Raw genomic sequence first — 16,650 nt, forward strand, 5'->3', positions numbered from 1 at the left:
CCCGACGCTAGCCGACGAAGCCGCTGACGTCGCCGACGAGCTTGGTGTGGTCTGCGGGGATCGGCTCGATCGCGGCGAGGGCGATCTCGGCGGCGAACTCCGACACGCTGTAGAGCTTGCCGACCTCCTGCCGGCGGCCCTCGATCGCGCCCGGGTTCAGGCGGTTCAGCAGGGTCGCGGTGATCGTGCCCTCGATCATGTCGCCCGAGACGACGACGAACTCGATGCCGGCGGCCTCGAGCTGCGGGATGAGCTCACGGAGGGCGAGTTCGCCGGCGCGCTTGCTCTTCGCGACGGGGACGTACTCGTCCATCGTCTCGGCGGTCTCGACGAAGTGGGCCTGGTGGCTCGTGACGAACACGACGCGGGAGCCGGCGGGCATGTGCGGCACGGCGGTCTGGAGCATGTCGACCTGGGCGTCGCGGTTCAGGCGGAGCGCGTAGTCCTCGCCGAGGCCGGACTCCATGCCGCCCGAGGCGTTCAGGACCAGCAGGTCGATGCCGCCCCACTCCTGCACGACGGTGTCGACGAGTGCCTCCACGGACTCGTGGTCGGTCAGGTCCGCGCCGACGGCCAGGGCGGAGCCGCCGGCCGCGACGACCTTCTCGGCGATCTGCTCGGCGCGCTTGGCCTTGTTGCGGTAGTTCACGACGACCTTGGCGCCGGCCTCGGCCAGGTACCCGACGGTGTCGGCGCCGATGCCGCGCGACGAGCCGGTCACGACGGCGCGCGTGTCGGTGAGGGATCCGGGGGCGAGGGGGTTGCTCACAGTCGTGTGTTCTCCAGGTCGGGTTCCGGCCGGTCGGCCGCACCGAGCCTACCAATCGCCTGCACGACCGTCGGACCCTCCTGATATGTTGAACGGAGTTGTACCGGCCGTCGCGACGCTGCGAGCCACGGCGCGCGACCGAGGGAGGGAGATCGCGTGAACGGAATCGATTGGATCCAGACCATCGTCTGGATCGGACTGGTGTTGCTGCTGGGAGTGGTCGAGATCTTCACCCTCGACTTCATCTTCATCATGCTCGCGGCCGGAGCCGCCGGCGGGTTGATCGCCGCACTGCTCGGCGCCCCGTGGTGGCTGTCGGCCATCATCTCGGCCGTGCTCGCGCTCGTGCTGCTCTCGCTCGTCCGACCGCGTCTGCTGCTGATGCTCGGACGCGGCGCCGACCCGCACCGCACGAACATCGAGGGGCTCATCGGGCTCCCCGGTACCGTCGCCGTCGCGTTCACATCCTCTGCTCCCGGCCAGGTCCGCCTGGCCAACGGCGAGACCTGGAGCGCACGGTTCGCCGTGGGCGCCATCGACCGCACACCGCCACTCGGCACCCCCGTGGTCGTCGAGTCGATCGAGGGGTCGACCGCGGTCGTGCGCCTCGCAGAAAGGGCCACCTCGTGACCATCACACCCGGGACGATCGCACTGCTCGTCCTGATCCTCGTCGTCGTCATCTTCGTGATCGTCGTCCTGGCGAAGGCGATCCGCATCGTCCCGCAGGCCACCGCCGGCATCGTCGAACGCCTCGGCAAGTACCACAAGACGCTCTCGCCGGGACTGAACCTGCTCGTGCCGTTCATCGACCGTCTGCGTCCGCTGCTCGACATGCGCGAGCAGGTCGTGTCCTTCCCGCCGCAGCCGGTGATCACCGAGGACAACCTCGTGGTCTCCATCGACACCGTGGTCTACTTCCAGGTCACCGACGCCCGTGCGGCGACCTACGAGATCGCCAATTACCTGGGCGCGGTCGAACAGCTCACCACCACCACGCTCCGCAACGTCGTCGGTGGCCTCAACCTCGAAGAGGCCCTGACCAGCCGCGACAACATCAACGGTCAGCTCCGTGTCGTCCTCGACGAGGCGACCGGCAAGTGGGGCATCCGCGTCGGCCGTGTCGAGCTCAAGGCGATCGAGCCGCCCGTGTCCATCCAGGACGCCATGGAGCAGCAGCTGCGTGCCGAGCGGAGCCGTCGTGCCGCGATCCTCCAGGCCGAGGGCACCAAGCAGTCCCAGATCCTCGAGGCCGAGGGGCAGCGGCAGGCCGCCATCCTCGCCGCAGAGGGTGACGCGAAGGCCCAGGTGCTCCGCGCCGAGGGTGAGGCGTCCGCGATCGCCACCGTGTTCGAGGCCATCCACACCGGCGATCCGGACGACAAGCTGCTGTCGTACCAGTACCTGCAGATGCTGCCCAAGATCGCCGAGGGCACCGCGAACAAGCTCTGGATGATCCCGAGCGAGTTCACCGAGGCACTGTCCGGCATCGCGAAGGGCTTCTCGGGCGGACGGAACGGCAGCGGGCCGGTCGCCGGCGCCGGCACGGGTGGGGACTTCCTCTCCCGCATCTCCAAGCTCGCGAACGAGAGCCTGGCGAACACCGCGGCCGCCGACTCGGCCGGCGCCTCGATGCCGCGCGCGGACGCCACCGCGGCGGACATCGTCCCCGAGTCCGACCTCGACGCCCGGCTGGCCGAGTCGAACCGGAGCGTCGACGCGCACCTCGCAGCCGCCGACGACGCGACCGCACAGCAGGTCGACGATGCACCGGCGCCGGTCGTCGACACCGCGCAGCACCCGAACGACGAAGCGTCGGGGCACCGCACCAGCGACGGCTCCGGACGGCGCTGACCGGCACCACCACGAATGACGATGCCCGCCCCGGGGAACCGGGGCGGGCATCGTCGTTCGTCAGGTGGTGGTGTCAGGCACCGCGTCGTGCACGGAGGACCTGCAGGCGCTCCTCGAGGAGCTCCTCGAGTTCCTCGCGCGAGCGACGCTCGAGCAGCATGTCCCAGTGGGTTCGGGGCGCCTTGACGTCCTCTGCTGCGACCTCGACGGGGATGCCGTCGTCACCGAGCAGACGTCCTTCGCGGCCGGAGCGTGGCTCCGACCAGGTCTGGGGCACGTCTGCGTCAGCGGAGAAGACGATGTCGAAGGTCTCCCCCGAATCGGTCTGGTAGACCGCGCGCTTGCGGTCCGAGAGCTCGACGCCCTCTTCGCTCTGGAGGCTCTGACTCCCGAGCCGCATGCCGCGGAGACTCCGATCAGCCATGTGTGTGCTCCTCTCGCTCGTCTGCCCTCCACAACACTGTCCCACGCGCCGTCGTTCCCGACTGGGCGCATTCACAGTCCGTTCCCAGTGCGTGCCCCTGCTGCACCGGATCACGGCGTCGGGAGCACCGGGACGCGGCGGCGGTTCAGGAGCGGTTCCGGCGTCCCCACGGCGCGCAGGCCAGCAGCACGAGCAGCCCACCGAGCGTGAGCACGAGGACGATCGATCCCGACGCCAGCGACGCCGGCGTGGTCGAGGTGCCGAGCGGCACGTCGGTCACCATCGAGGTCGCGGTGTACTCCGGGACCCGGTCGATCGTGCGGCCGGACGGGTCGATGACCTGGGAAGCGCCGACGGTCGAGATGTTGACGAGGGACCGGCCAGTCTCGATCGCCCGCATCCGTGCGATCTCGAGCTGCTGCAGGTTCTCGTCAGTGCCGGAGAAGTCTGCGTTGTTCGTCTGCGCGAGGATCACCTGCGCTCCCCCACGCACCATGTCGCGGGTCAGCCCGTCGTCGACGATGTCGAAGCAGATCGCGATGCCCGCCCGGATCCCCGCCACCGGCAGGACGTTCGGCTTCGTCCCCGGCGTGTAGTCGCGCTGCAGCAAGCCGATCAGCGACGGCGCGAGCTTCGAGAAGAACCAGCGGTCCGGCACGTACTCGCCGAAGGGCACCGGTCGCTTCTTGTCGTAGGACGACTGCCAGCCATCGGCCGTCCACACGAACGAGGTGTTGTGCAGCACGCCGGACGGGGTCTGCGTGATGGCTCCGGCGACCAGCGGCGCACCGACCGAGTCGACGACGGCGTCGAGGGACGAAGCGATCACGGGCTGCTGGCGCGGGTCGAACTCCGCGGAGGCCTCGGGCCAGACGACGAGGTCGACGTCCTTCGCCTCGACGTCGGTCGCCGCGACCTGTGCCGCCAGGACCTCGCCCGGAGCAGCGCGGTCGAAGTACCCGGCCGGCCCGTTGCCCTGCACGGACTCGACGCGGATGGTTCCGGAGGTCGCGGTCGGCCAGGCCGGCACCGCGAGCACCGCGGCGACGAGCAGACCGGCGGTCGCGACCCGGACCGGCAGCCGCAGGGTCGCGCCCGGTGCCCGCGGGGACACCAGGGCGAGCGACACGACCACCGCCACGCAGTAGACGACCACGAACGTCACGCCGAGCACGCCCACGTACGCGGCGAGGTGCGTGAACGGCCCCTGCGACTGCGACAGGCCGACGCGCCCCCAGGCGAAGCCGCCGTACGGCCAGCTCCCCGAGAACCACTCGCGTCCGGTCCACAGTGCGGCGACGACGGCCGGGAGGCCCCACACGCGTCCGGCAGTCGAGGGCACCACGCGCGCCACCCACCGGTACGCGAGGGCGATCGCGACGCTGCCGAGGGCGAAGAACGCCGCCTCCAACAACGCCAGTGCGAACCACGGGACGGGGCCCAGGTAGCGCCCAGCCCACGAGATGGCGGGGATCCAGAACGCGGCACCGGCCACGTAGCCCACCCACGCGGCCCTGCGGGCGCGCTGCCCCATCACCGCGAGGAGCATGCACGCCAGCGCCGGGAAGGCCAGGAACCACCACCCGGGCGACGGGAACGCGAGCGCGAACAGCACCCCGCCGATGACGGCAAGGGGCAGCGCGGTGCCCAGCGGGAGCGCCGCGAACGGGCCGTCCGCGACCGCACCGCGGCCCACGCGCGCGGGCACCCCACGCACACCGGTCTCCGGAACCCGCACCGTGCCTCCCGTCAGACCGCTGCGTAGGCGACGATGCCGCGGCGGACCGCGTCCGTCGCACGTCGGGCGGTCTGGGCGAGGTCGTCGTCGCCGGCGTTCCGGATCTGGTCGAGCAGGTCGATGACCTGCTTCGACCAGCGGACGAAGTCACCGGCGGGCAGGTCGAGGGTGCGCAGGACGTCGTCCAGCGCCGAGCCGGACGCCCAGCGGAACATGCCGACCGCCATCGCCGGGGTGGGCGGCAGCGAACCGGCCAGGCGGGCGTCGCGCTCGATGTCGTCGAGGCGCGACCAGATCGTCAGGGTCTCGTCGAGGGCCGGGCGGAACGCACCGCGGGGCAGTGCGTGCTCGGTCCCGGGGGCGTCGTCGCGACGGGGCTGGTAGATGATCGTGGCGGCCATCGCGGCGAGCTGCGCCGGCGTGAGGTCCTTCCAGACCCCCGCCTCGAGACACTCGGCGACGAGCAGGTCGCGGTCGCCGTAGATGCGCTGCAGACGACGGCCCCCGGCGGCCACGGTGGCCTCGCCGTTGCCGGCATCGACCAGGTACCCGAGCTGCAGGAGCACGTCGGTGACCCGGTCGAACGTGGTCGCCACGGCACCGGTGCGGGACCGGATCTGCTGGACCAGCTTGTCGTTGACGCGCTTGAGCTTCCACCAGCGCTCCGCCCAGCGGGCGTGCGCCTCGCGGTCGGGGCAGGCGTGGCAGGGGTGACGCTGCATCTGGCGACGGACCGCCGTGATCGCGGCCTGCCGTTCCTGCCGTGCGCCGTGCGAGGCCTCGCGTCCACCGGGCACGTTCGTGCGCTCCAGGTCGGAGAGCTCCCGGCGGAGCGCCGCGTACTCGGTGAAGTCGCCGAGGTGGCACTGCATCGCCTCGCGGTACCCCTCGAGCGATTCCTGCTGCGAGCGGACCTTGCGGGCCAGGTCGACCACGGACCGGTCGGCCTGGAACTGCGCGAACGACGTCTCGAGGACCTCGCGCGTGCGCTGCCGGCCGAACTGGTCGATCAGGTTGACGGCCATGTTGTACGTCGGCTTGAACGACGAGTTCAGCGGGTACGTGCGACGGCTGGCGAGTGAGGCGACGGCCTGCGGGTCGAGCCCGTCGGTCCACTGGATCACCGAGTGTCCCTCGACGTCGATGCCACGGCGCCCGGCTCGACCGGTGAGCTGGGTGTACTCCCCCGGGGTGATCGGGACACGGGCCTCGCCGTTGAACTTCTCGAGCTTCTCGAGCACCACCGTGCGGGCCGGCATGTTCACGCCGAGCGCCAGGGTCTCGGTGGCGAACACGACCTTGAGCAGCTTGCGCTGGAATAGGTTCTCCACCACTTCCTTGAACGCAGGCAGCATGCCCGCGTGGTGCGCGGCGACCCCGCGCTCGAGCCCCTCGAGGAACTCCCAGTAACCGAGGACGGCGAGGTCCTCGTCCGGCAGGGTGCGGCAGTGGTACTCCGCGGTCTCACGGATCTCGTTGCGCTCCGGCACCGTCGTGAGCGACAGCCCGGACCGCAGGACGTTCCGGACGCCCTGGTCGCACCCGGCACGGCTGAACACGAAGAAGATCGCGGGCAGCAACATCCGCTCGTCGAGCATGTGCGCGATGCGCTCGCGGTGCAGCTTCTCGGTGCGCGGCCCACGGCGGTCGTGGTACCCGCCGCGTCCGCGTCCACCGCGGTGTCCGCCGCCGTGCCGTTCGCTGCGCGACGCACCACCGACCATGCGGAGCAGCTCCGGGTTGACGCGGTTCGTCGCCGCCGCACCGCTGGAGTCGAACAGGTCGACCATCTTCGACCCGACCAGGACGTGCTGCTCGAGCGGGACCGGGCGGTCCTCGGACACGATGACGTCCGTGTCGCCGCGGACGGTCTGCAGCCAGTCGCCGAACTCCTCGGCGTTGGAGACCGTGGCGCTCAGCGAGACGAGCCGGACCTCGGTCGGGAGGTGCAGGATCACTTCTTCCCACACGGCCCCGCGGAAGCGGTCGGCCAGGTAGTGGACCTCGTCGAGGACCACCCAGGCCAGGTCGTCGAGCAGGTCGGAGTCCGCGTAGATCATGTTCCGCAGGACCTCGGTCGTCATCACGACGACCCGCGCCCGCGGGTTCACGTTCGTGTCACCGGTGAGCAGGCCCACCTCGGACTCGCCGTAGACCTCGACCAGCTCGGCGTACTTCTGGTTGCTCAGCGCCTTCATCGGCGTCGTGTAGAACACCTTCGCCGTGGGCTGCCGCATCGCCAGCCAGATCGCGAACTCGGCGACGATCGTCTTGCCGGCACCGGTCGGCGCGGCGACGAGGACGCTGCGGCCCTGGTCGAGCGCGTCGCAGGCGGCGAACTGGAACGGGTCGAGGTCGAAGCGCAGGTCGGAACGGAACAGCTCCAGGTTGCGGGAGCGGTTCCGGACCTTGGCGGCGGCGAAGCGCTCGGCCGCGCTGAGGTCCGCGGTCACAGGCCGTACTCTTCGTCGAGCTTGGCCTGCTTCTTCGCCACCCTGCGGTCGTGCAGCCACGCGACGAAGCACGCTGCGATGTAGAGCACGACCATCGGGACCGCCAGCAGGAACATCGAGATGACGTCGGCGCTCGGGGTGACGATCGCGCAGAAGACCAGGATGCACAGGATCGCGATGCGCCACGACTTGATGATCGCCGACGCCGACAGGACCCCCACGAAGTTCAGCAGGACGATGAACACCGGCAGCACGAAGGCGATGCCGACCGCGACGATGAGCTTGATGACGAAGTCGTAGTAGGCCTTCGCGTCGACGATCGAGGTGTCCTGGCTCGACACGAAGCTGCCGAGGATGCCGACCACGTGGGGCAGGATGTACCACCCGAAGTAGCAGCCGGCGAAGAACAGCGGGATCGCGGTGCCGAGGAAGCCCCACACGTACTGCTTCTCGCGCCGCACCAGGGCGGGCACGATGAACGCCCAGATCTGGTAGAGCCAGACCGGGCTCGAGATGACGATGCCGATGGTGATCGCGATCTGCAGTTTGAGGTCGAACGCCCCCGTGATCATCGGGAAGTTCAGCTCGGCCGTGTGCCCGCCGACCTTGGCGAGCTCGGCCACCGGTTGCCGGAGCGAGTCGAGCACGAACGGGGTGAGGAACCATCCACCGACCGCGGCGATGACCACGGCGAGCACTGCGCGGAACAGGCGGTTGCGCAGCTCGATGAGGTGCTGCCCGAGCGACATGCGGCCTTCGGCGTCGTTGTCCTGGCGCCCTTGCCGCCTCGCTCGCCCGCGCGCGGTCGTCGAAGCCATGGGTCGATCCTACGGGGTGGGGACCGACAGTTCGGCGCGCTCCGTGCGAACGCACATGCAGGACTCGTCAGCCCGCAGCGAGGGCGGCGGCTGCGAAGTCGCGCACCGCGTCCCGTGCCGCCGGCGGGTCGAGCACCACGGCACGGCCGGGCAGCCCCGCGACGAGCCGGACCACGCCGTCGAACCCGTTCGACGCCGCGAGCCGGATGCGCACGCGCGCCTCGGCATCGGGGGCGTCGGCGGTGTCGGCGAGGAAGTCGGCCACGAGCGGCAGCGACGACGAGTCGAGCTCCACGGTGACGATGACGTCCTCCGCGGACTGCTGGAACAGCGTGTCCGGGATCACCACCTGGTCGGCCGACTTCTCCACCGCACGGTCGTCGACGCGTGCGCCGGACATCCGGTCGAGCCGGAAGGTCCGGAGCGCCTGCCGGTCGAGGTCCCAGGCGCGGAGGTACCAGTCCGTGTCGATCGACTCGACGCGCAGCGGGTCGACCCGGCGGGTGCCACCCTGGGTGCGCGGGCCGGCGTACTCGAAGGAGAGTCCGCGGCCGTCGGCCATCGCGCGACGGATCGTGGCGAGGGCGACGTCGTGCAGGTCCTGTCCGACGGCGACCGTCGAGGCGGCACCACCGGCACCGCGCGACAGCTTCGCCATGAGCGCGCGGATGGCGTCGCGGTCGGCGGCCTCGGGCAGCGCGGAGAGGTACTGCAACCCTGCGATGAGCGCCGAGGCCTCACGCGCGGACAGCCGGGGCGAGTCGTCGATGGCGACGAGGTTCGTCAGGACGATCATCTCGTTCTGGTCGAAGTCGTCCCAGGCGATGTCGAACAGGTCGCCGTGCTGGTACTGCATCGTCTCGCCGGGGACACCCGACACCGCGATGAGTTCCACGGCGCGGCGGATACGGGCCTCGGGGACGCCGAAGTGTCGTGCGGCCTCGGCCACCGAGACGCGCTCGCGGTCGATCAGGTACGGCACCAGGGCGAGCAGGAACGCGAGTTTGTCCTGCGCCTGCAGGGGCTGGGCGTCAGCCACGGGCGGGCTCCTCTCCGTCGCCGTGGTCCCGCACGAGCGCCCGGAGCCGCTCGACGACCCGCAGCCGCAGGTCCTCCGGCTCGAGCACCCGGACCTCGGGTCCGAACGCGGCGAGTTCCTCGGCCAGGATCTGCGGGTCGACGTGGTGCAGCACGAGTGCGCCGTCGGCGTCGGTCTCGGTGTCTCGGCGCCGGGTGAGCCGTCGTTCGGCGTCGGAGCCCGGGGTCACCGCGATGCGCGCCGTGCGGGCGGACCAGATCCGCTCGAGCTCGGCGAGCGTGCGCTCCCCCGCGCCCACCGGTGCGGTGTGCTGCCCGACCTCGTACTGCGTGACCGTCCCGACGATGCGGGACAGGAGGTAGTTCTTGTCCGAGTCCGTGGCGAACTCGTGGGCCGCGAGCATCCAGCGGCCGCCGTGCTGGACGAGGGCGAGCGGGGCGACCTCGCGACGGCGGGCCTCGTGCTGCCCGGGGGTGATGTAGTCGAACCGGACGGCGGCACCGCGGTCGAGGGCGGAGCGGAGCGGTTCGAACGCCGCGTCACGTGCCCGGAGCCGCGGGGCGTACGCGTCGACGCCGAGCTGGAGTGCGCCGTCGTCGTCTTCCGAGCCCGCGGACCGGACCTTGAGCAGCCCGCGGCGCGAGTCGGCCGACAGGGCTCCTTCGCGCCAGGCCATGGCGGCCAGCGACAGCAGCGCCGATTCGTCCGGGGTGAAGCGGACGTCGACGGGCAGGTCGTACTCGCCCTTCGGGATCCGGTAACGCAGCGTCTGGTTGTTGCCGGCGGCGCCCGGTGTCTCGATGGTCTCGAGCGGGATGCCGAGCTCGCGGACGTCGTCCTTGTCACGTTCGAACTGCCGCTCGAGCGAGGCGTTGTCCCCGCCCGGCGTGAACCGCTGACGGTAGCCCTGCACGTTGGTCAGGATCTCCGCCTTGGTCAGCCCGGACTCCGTCGAGAGCAGCGCGAGCACGAGGCTGAACAGCCGCTCCTCTGCGGGCACACGGGGCACACGGGTCGCTGGCACGAGCCGATCCTACGGCAGCGCGGGTGCACCGGAGTGCACCCGCGCCGCGGTCGGTGGACGGTATGTGAGCGTCAGCTCGACATCGCTCCGAGCACGTCGATGACGTACGCGTAGGCGGTGCCCTGCTGGTTCACGACGGCCAGGACCTGGTCGCCGACACGGTGCCCGACGATGGCGGTGCGAACGCCCTCGTCGACCTGGCCCTTGGCGAGCGGCACGGTCTGCGCACCCGAGCCGTCGGTCCAGCTGGAACCGGCCACGGACGGGTCCGCGCCCCACGTCACGGCGGTGTACTTGATGACCGCGGTGTCCTTCGCGGTGAGCACGCGACCGGCCCCCTTGCGGAGCAGGTGCGTCTGGTTCGACTTCGGCGCGTTCCACGACGGGATCGTGATGCCGGGGGCACCGGACGGTGCGAGCACGACGGCGGGCATCTTGTCGCCGGCGAGCTGCGGCGTACCGGTCGCACGGGCGTCGAAGGCGCGCTTGACGTCGACGACGGCGATGACGGCGTCCTCGGTCTTCGTCGACGAGCCGCTGTCGGTGGTGGCGCTCGCGTCCGAGCTGCTGAGGGCGCTCTTCGGCAGCGCGACGGCCAGGCGGTCGCCGACCTGCGCGCACTCGAGCGATTCGCCGAGGGCACCGTAGTTGCTCGCGCCGGCGGTGATCGGGGCCGTCTGCCCGGAGTAGCCGCTCGTCTGCGCGACCTCGCCGGTGGCGCCGTCGACGAGCGTGTACTCGATCAGGACGGGGGTGCCGTCCTCGATGGTGCGGCCGTCGCCCTGCTGCAGGACGGAGACCTGCGTGCCCTTCGTGGTGAGCCCGCTCGGGATCGACACCTTCGGCTCCTTGCCGAACGCGCCGGTCGCGGTCACCGCCTCGGACGCCTTGCCGGGTGCGGCACAGCTCGAGGGGGTGGTGCCGGCGCCGTTCGAGGCGCACGCCGTGAGCGACGCCACGAGACCGATGGTGACCAGGAGTGCGGGGATGGTGCGCACGGACCCTCTTTCCGTTCGATGCAGGACGGGCACGACCGTCAGCCTACCGGTCGCCGTCGGCTGGCTCGGACGCGTCGCCGACGGGCTCGGACGGTGCCCCGGACCCCTCGGCGACGGCGGCTGCGGACCCGGCCTCGGCTGCGGCGACCTTGCGGGCCTGCGCCGCCGACTGCCGTGCGACCTTGCGGAGCTTCTTGTCGCTCGTCGCCCGTTCGCCGACGGCGCCCGGGGTCCAGGCCTCGATGTCCTCGTCGGAGAACTCGACCTTGCCCGCTCGGCGCTTCAGGTTCGGCAGGACCGTGCCGTCGGCCAGTCGACGGGCCGTGATGAGGAACCCGGTGTGCCCGACCATGCGGTGGTCCGGGCGGACGGCGAGGCCCTCGACGTGCCAGGTGCGCACCAGCGTCTCGCTCGGCATCGGGTCGGTGAAGCGCCCGGTGTCGCGCAGGGCCTCGGCCGTGCGGGACAGCTGGGTGACGGTGGCGACGTAGCAGACGATGAGCCCGCCGGGCACGAGGGCGTCCGCTGCGGCGTCGACGCACTCCCAGGGCGCGAGCATGTCGAGGACGACGCGATCGACGCTCTGCTCCTGGACGGCGCCGGGCAGCTCCTCGACCAGGTCGCCGACGGTCACGGACCAGTTGTCCGGGACCGCGCCGAGGAACGTGCCGACGTTGCCCTGCGCGATCGCGGCGAACTCCTCGCGACGTTCGAAGGACTGCAGCTGCCCGGTCGGGCCGATCGCCCGCAGCAGGAACAGCGAGAGGGCGCCGGAACCGACACCGGCCTCGACCACCCTGGCGCCCGGGAAGACGTCCGCGAACGCCACGATCTGGGCGGCGTCCTTCGGGTAGACGATCGCGGCGCCGCGCGGCATCGACATCACGTAGTCGTTGAGCAGCGGACGGAGCGCGAGGTACTCGTCACCCGTGCTGGCACGGATCACCGAGCCGTCCGGCTGACCGATGACGTCGTCGTGCCGGAGCACCCCGCGGTGCGTGTGGTACTCGCCGGCGGTCTCGAGGGACAGCGTCGTGAGCTTGCCCTTCGGACCCGTCAGCTGCACGCGGTCGCCGGCCCGGAACGGGCCGCGCGGCGGCGTGTGCGGTGCGCCACCGGCGGTGTGCGGGAGCGCTGCGGTCGGGTCGTCGGTGTGGTTCATCGGGTGACCCCCTCGGTGTCCGCCGCGTGTGCCGGGTCCGGCACCGCGCCTCCCGTGCCGAGAACGCGCGCAGCCAGTGCCGGCGTCGTCAACTCGACCAGGCGGTCGACGTCGACACCCGACAGGGTGGTCAGGTGCACGTCGCCGCCGGCGATCTCGGACAGCGGGACGATGTGCTCGACGGCGATCGTGACGGCGCCCGAGGCGACGGCCGACGCGACGCCGGTGGCGGAGTCCTCGATCGCGACGCACGCGGTGGGCTCGACGCCGAGCTGGGCCGCGGCGGACAGGTAGGCGTCCGGGAACGGCTTCGGACGGTCGACGTCGTCACCGGCCACGACGACGCGGAACCCGCGCTCGCCCAGTGCCTCGGCGGCGACGAGCGCCATCTTCCGGCGGGACATGGTGACCAGGGCGGTGGGGATCCCGCGGGCGTGGAGCTCCTCGACGAGTTCGCGGGCACCCGGACGCCACGGCAGCTCGCCGGCGCGCAGGTGCTCCATCACGTAGTCGGTCATCCACTGGATGATCTCCTCGACCTCCATGTCGACGCCCTTGGCGCGCAGGAGCTCACCGGAGCGCTCGAGACCGGAACCGACCAGGGACAGGCCGTCCTCGTGGGTCCACTCGGCGCCGTAGCGGTTCGTCAGGTCGACCTGGGAGCGCTGCCAGATCGGCTCGGTGTCGATGATCGTGCCGTCCATGTCCCACAGCACGGCTGCGGGCGGGACGAGGGCAGGAGGATGCGCGGTCACGGGCGACGAGTCTACCGGGGCCGTTCCGCTGGGCGCGGACGCGCACGTGCGGGAGCGCTGCCGGGGCCTACAGTGGATGCCTGAATCGTGTCCGGCCGGGTGCCTCGTCGCACCCGCCCCGCTCCGCTCCACCACCAGGAGGTCCGCTCCGTGCCACAGCACTCCCCCTTCAGCGACGGCCGGTTGCTCGTCGTCGCCTTCGAGGGCTGGAACGACGCCGGCGAAGCCGCGAGCGGACTCGCCCGACGCATCGTCGAGTCGCTCGGGCTCGACGAGCTGCGTGAGCTCGACGGGGAGCGGTACGTCGACTACCAGTTCAACCGTCCGACCATGGGGTCCGACGAGACCGGCGCCCGCGGGGTGCAGTGGCCCCGCATCGTGCTGCACGGCCCCGGCGCCGAGGGCCGGCCCGTCATCGGCGCCACCGGCTCCCCGACCGACCGCGACGTGTTCGTGCTCGTCGGGCCGGAGCCCTCGCGCACCTGGCGCGGCTTCTGCGCGGAGATCATCGACCTCGCCGACGTGTACTCGATCGACGCCGTCGTCTTCGTGGGCGCGATGCTCGCCGACGTCCCGCACACCCGACCGATCTCGGTCTTCGTGTCGAGCGAGAACGCCGGCGTCCGCACCGCGTTCGACGTCGACAAGTCGTCGTACGAGGGTCCGACGGGCATCCTCGGCGTCCTGGCCGACGCGATGGACAAGGCCGGGCTGACCACGCTGTCGCTCTGGGCTTCGGTCCCGCACTACGTGCACAACTCGCCGTCGCCCAAGGCCACGCTCTCGCTGCTCGACAAGATCGAGGAGCTCACCGACGTCACCGTGCCCCGCGGCACGCTGCTCGACGACGCCACCGAGTGGGAGGACGGCATCGACGCCCTCGCCGCCGACGACGAGGACATGGCGTCCTACATCGGGCAGCTCGAGCAGGCCCGTGACACCGTCGACTCCCCCGAGGCCTCGGGCGACGCGATCGCGCAGGAGTTCGAGCAGTACCTGCGGCGCCGCGAGCACAAGGACGGCAAGGACGGCGGCACCGCCGGTGGCGAGGGGCCCTGGCGTCCCCCGCAGCCGCCCCAGCAGTAGGGCGCGGGCGGGGCGGGTGGGGCGGGCATGCCCGGCCCGGTTCGCCGAGGTTCCGAAATCTCGGCATGTCGCCGCCGCACGCTGCCGTCTGTGGAACCTGCGCGCGACGCCCACGGCGTGTCGCGCGGCTCGCGCCCGTCGAGCGGTCGCCATCTGCCGGCCGCAAGCACCGACCTCGTCACGACCGGTCGGCGGACGGGAGGCACGGTGCCAGCCCGCCACGGGCCTCCCGTCCCCCGACGGTCGCGTCCAACGCGCCCAACGCGCCCGGCCGCGATCGCCGAGGTTCCGAGATCTCGGCATCTCGCGGCCGCACACGGCCGTTCGTGGAACCTCGGCGGCACGCGCGCGGCATGTCGTGGAACCTCGACGAGGCGCACGCGGCCGAGCGTGGGGACAGCCCCCGCCCCGCGGCCCGCGTCAGCCCAGGCGGATGCCGAGCAGGGCGTCGATCAGATCGGCGAGCTCCGGCGTGCACGCCGTGCCGCCCGCGATGGCCGTGTCGACCGCGGCGACCGCACCCGGCGTGTCGAGGTCGTCGGACACCCGCGCCCGGATCCGCGATGCGACGTCGGCCGCGTCGTCGGCGTGCCCCGCAGGTGCACCCGACGCCCATGCGTCCCAGGTCGCGAGCCGCGTCGTGGCACTCGTGAGTTCGGCCTCGAACCACTCCCAGTCGTCGGAGTACTTGTGCGACAGCAGTGCGAGCCGGATCGCCCGGGGGTCCGCCCCGCCGTCGAGCAGCCCACGCACCGTGACGAGGTTGCCGAGCGACTTCGAGATCTTCGTGCCCTGGTACGCGATCATCCCGGTGTGAACGAACGCGTGCGCGAGGGGCTGGTGCGCCAGCGCGGCTGCGTGTCCCGCGCTCATCTCGTGGTGCGGGAAGACGAGGTCACTACCGCCGCCCTGCACGCTGATCGGCAGGCCGAGACGGTCGCCGGCGATGACGCTGCACTCGATGTGCCAGCCGGGCCGGCCGGGGCCGATCTCGGAGTCCCAGCTCGGCTCACCGTCGCGGGCCGCACGCCAGAGCAGCGGGTCGAGGGGGTCGCGCTTGCCGGGGCGCTCCGGGTCGCCGCCGCGCTCGGCGGCGAGCGTGAGCATGGTCTCGCGGTCCAGGCCGCTCTCGTCGCCGAGCGACCACGCGTCGGTGGGGTGGTTCACGTCGAAGTAGAGGTCGTCGCCCTCGGCGTCCGGGGTGGGGACCTCGTAGGCGGAACCGGTCTCCTGCAGGAACGCGACGGCCTCGGCAACGCGGTCGACCTCGTCCGTGACGGCCACGAAGTCGTCGGGCGGCAGGATCCGGAGCGACTCCATGTCCCGGCGGAACAGGTCGATCTGCGAGGCGGCGAGCTCGCGCCAGTCGACGCCGTCGCGGGTGGCGCGCTCGAGCAGGGGGTCGTCGACGTCGGTGACGTTCTGGGCGTACTCGACGTCGAGGCCGGCGTCGCGCCAGGCGCGGCCCAGCGTGTCGAACGCCAGGTACGTCGCCGCGTGGCCGAGGTGCGTGGCGTCGTACGGGGTGATCCCGCACACGTACAGCGCGGCGCGCTCGTCGCCGTGCGTCGGGTCGACCGGCTTCCCGGTGGCGGTGTCGTGCACGACGGGCCGCGGCGCTGCGCCGGGGACGTCGGGGACGGACGGGGCCTGCCAGGCCCTCACGGCTGGATCACTCCGAGCGACAACAACACGATGAGAACGATACCGAGTGCGATGCGGTAGACGACGAACGGCATGAAACTGCGCTTGCTGATGTAGTTCATGAACGCCGCGATCACCACGAACCCGACGATGAACGCCACGACCGTCGCGATGAGCGTGTCGGCGAGTCCGAACGGTGCTCCGTGGTCGCCGAGGCTCGTCGCGGCCTCGTACAGACCGGAGAGGAACACGGCCGGCACCGCCAGCAGGAACGCGAACCGCGCGGCAGCTGGTCGGGTGTACCCGAGCGCGAGCCCCATCGACACGGTCGCGCCGGAGCGGGACACCCCGGGGACGAGCGCGAGCACCTGGGCGAGCCCGATCAGGATGCCGCCGCCGAAGGTCATGTGCTCGATCCGGCGCTCCTTGCGGCCGACGACGTCGAGCACGCCGAGCACGATGCCGAAGACGATGAGCACGATCGCGACGATCCACAGCGAACGGAACGTGGTCTCGATGGAGTCCTTCAACAGGAGCCCCGCGATGCCGATCGGGATCGTCCCGAGGATCACGAGCCACCCGAGCCGCACGTCGGGGTCGTCCTTCGGGACGTCGCGCCGGAACACCGAACGGAACCACCGTCCGATGATCCGGGTGATGTCCTTCCAGAAGTAGATGAGCACCGCGGTCTCGGTGCCGAGCTGCGTCACCGCGGTGAAGGCCGCGCCCGGGTCCTTCGCGTCGGGCAGGAACAGCCCGACGATGCGCAGGTGCGCGCTGGAGGACACCGGCAGGAACTCGGTGAGTCCCTGGACGAAGCCGAGGAAGATCGCCTCGAGGATGTGCACGCACGGGCCTTTCGGGGGAGGTCGGTCAGGACACCGCCA

15 protein-coding genes are annotated in these 16,650 nt (G+C 71.4%); 3 read left to right on the forward strand and 12 right to left on the reverse strand.

Annotation, left to right across the window (positions count from 1 at the left end; all coding sequences use genetic code 11):
• Positions 1–7 precede the first annotated feature (7 nt).
• On the reverse strand, positions 8–769 hold the full coding sequence (locus ACVKXF_RS09170) for an SDR family oxidoreductase (protein ID WP_456795531.1): 762 nt from the start codon (positions 767–769) through the stop codon (positions 8–10).
• Positions 770–925: 156 nt separating this feature from the next.
• Here ACVKXF_RS09170 and ACVKXF_RS09175 point away from each other — a divergent pair, with 156 nt between their 5' ends.
• Entirely contained in the window at positions 926–1,399 is a 474-nt protein-coding gene (locus ACVKXF_RS09175; RefSeq protein WP_235035827.1) for an NfeD family protein, read from the forward strand.
• Positions 1,396–2,622: an SPFH domain-containing protein gene (locus tag ACVKXF_RS09180; RefSeq protein WP_222657731.1), complete on the forward strand. Its 1,227-nt coding sequence runs from the start codon at positions 1,396–1,398 to the stop codon at positions 2,620–2,622. The genes ACVKXF_RS09175 and ACVKXF_RS09180 overlap by 4 nt, the downstream gene beginning before the upstream one ends.
• Before the next feature lie 73 nt (positions 2,623–2,695).
• Here ACVKXF_RS09180 and ACVKXF_RS09185 read toward each other — a convergent pair whose 3' ends face one another.
• The 9 genes from ACVKXF_RS09185 to ACVKXF_RS09225 all read right to left on the reverse strand — a co-directional run bounded on the left by ACVKXF_RS09185 (position 2,696) and on the right by ACVKXF_RS09225 (position 13,033).
• Entirely contained in the window at positions 2,696–3,046 is a 351-nt protein-coding gene (locus ACVKXF_RS09185) for an RNA polymerase-binding protein RbpA (RefSeq protein ID WP_111084006.1), read from the reverse strand.
• Positions 3,047–3,191: 145 nt separating this feature from the next.
• Entirely contained in the window at positions 3,192–4,754 is a 1,563-nt protein-coding gene (gene lnt, locus ACVKXF_RS09190; protein ID WP_340196371.1) for an apolipoprotein N-acyltransferase, read from the reverse strand.
• 41 nt (positions 4,755–4,795) lie between these two features.
• Positions 4,796–7,237 carry a DEAD/DEAH box helicase gene (locus ACVKXF_RS09195; protein ID WP_396288457.1) on the reverse strand — a complete coding sequence of 814 codons (2,442 nt, stop codon included), beginning with the start codon at positions 7,235–7,237 and terminating at the stop codon, positions 4,796–4,798.
• Positions 7,234–7,986: a twin-arginine translocase subunit TatC gene (tatC, locus tag ACVKXF_RS09200; protein ID WP_123312597.1), complete on the reverse strand. Its 753-nt coding sequence runs from the start codon at positions 7,984–7,986 to the stop codon at positions 7,234–7,236. Before tatC ends, ACVKXF_RS09195 begins: the two co-directional genes overlap by 4 nt.
• Before the next feature lie 136 nt (positions 7,987–8,122).
• A complete protein-coding gene (locus ACVKXF_RS09205; protein ID WP_111084002.1) occupies positions 8,123–9,094 on the reverse strand; it encodes a helix-turn-helix transcriptional regulator in 972 nt (323 codons plus the stop codon).
• Entirely contained in the window at positions 9,087–10,118 is a 1,032-nt protein-coding gene (locus tag ACVKXF_RS09210) for a helix-turn-helix transcriptional regulator (RefSeq protein ID WP_456795532.1), read from the reverse strand. Before ACVKXF_RS09210 ends, ACVKXF_RS09205 begins: the two co-directional genes overlap by 8 nt.
• Before the next feature lie 71 nt (positions 10,119–10,189).
• Positions 10,190–11,116, reverse strand: coding sequence for a hypothetical protein (locus tag ACVKXF_RS09215; protein WP_456795533.1), 927 nt, complete (start codon positions 11,114–11,116; stop codon positions 10,190–10,192).
• A 43-nt stretch (positions 11,117–11,159) separates the two neighbouring features.
• Positions 11,160–12,278 carry a tRNA (adenine-N1)-methyltransferase gene (locus ACVKXF_RS09220; protein ID WP_260233027.1) on the reverse strand — a complete coding sequence of 373 codons (1,119 nt, stop codon included), beginning with the start codon at positions 12,276–12,278 and terminating at the stop codon, positions 11,160–11,162.
• Positions 12,275–13,033: an HAD family hydrolase gene (locus tag ACVKXF_RS09225; protein WP_396288461.1), complete on the reverse strand. Its 759-nt coding sequence runs from the start codon at positions 13,031–13,033 to the stop codon at positions 12,275–12,277. The genes ACVKXF_RS09220 and ACVKXF_RS09225 overlap by 4 nt, the downstream gene beginning before the upstream one ends.
• 150 nt (positions 13,034–13,183) lie before the next feature.
• Here ACVKXF_RS09225 and ACVKXF_RS09230 point away from each other — a divergent pair, with 150 nt between their 5' ends.
• Positions 13,184–14,119: a proteasome assembly chaperone family protein gene (locus tag ACVKXF_RS09230; RefSeq protein WP_123312593.1), complete on the forward strand. Its 936-nt coding sequence runs from the start codon at positions 13,184–13,186 to the stop codon at positions 14,117–14,119.
• 420 nt (positions 14,120–14,539) lie between these two features.
• Here ACVKXF_RS09230 and mshC read toward each other — a convergent pair whose 3' ends face one another.
• Together mshC and ACVKXF_RS09240 are read right to left on the reverse strand one after the other, a co-directional pair.
• Positions 14,540–15,784 (reverse strand): cysteine--1-D-myo-inosityl 2-amino-2-deoxy-alpha-D-glucopyranoside ligase, encoded by a 1,245-nt coding sequence (mshC, locus tag ACVKXF_RS09235; protein WP_456795534.1) that lies wholly within the window; start codon positions 15,782–15,784, stop codon positions 14,540–14,542.
• Complete coding sequence (locus ACVKXF_RS09240; protein ID WP_456795535.1) at positions 15,781–16,611, reverse strand: undecaprenyl-diphosphate phosphatase; 831 nt, start codon at positions 16,609–16,611, stop codon at positions 15,781–15,783. The genes mshC and ACVKXF_RS09240 overlap by 4 nt, the downstream gene beginning before the upstream one ends.
• Between the last annotated feature and the right edge of the window lie 39 nt (positions 16,612–16,650).

The sequence above is a fragment of the Curtobacterium sp. PvP017 genome, assembly GCF_054060195.1.

What these genes read in the sequence shown, in the direction of transcription:
- ACVKXF_RS09185 (WP_111084006.1), bottom strand. Translation starts at nt 3,046, where the DNA reads ATGGCTGATCGGAGTCTCCGCGGCATGCGGCTCGGGAGTCAGAGCCTC.
- tatC (WP_123312597.1), bottom strand. Translation starts at nt 7,986, where the DNA reads ATGTCGCTCGGGCAGCACCTCATCGAGCTGCGCAACCGCCTGTTCCGC.
- ACVKXF_RS09220 (WP_260233027.1), bottom strand. Translation starts at nt 12,278, where the DNA reads ATGAACCACACCGACGACCCGACCGCAGCGCTCCCGCACACCGCCGGT.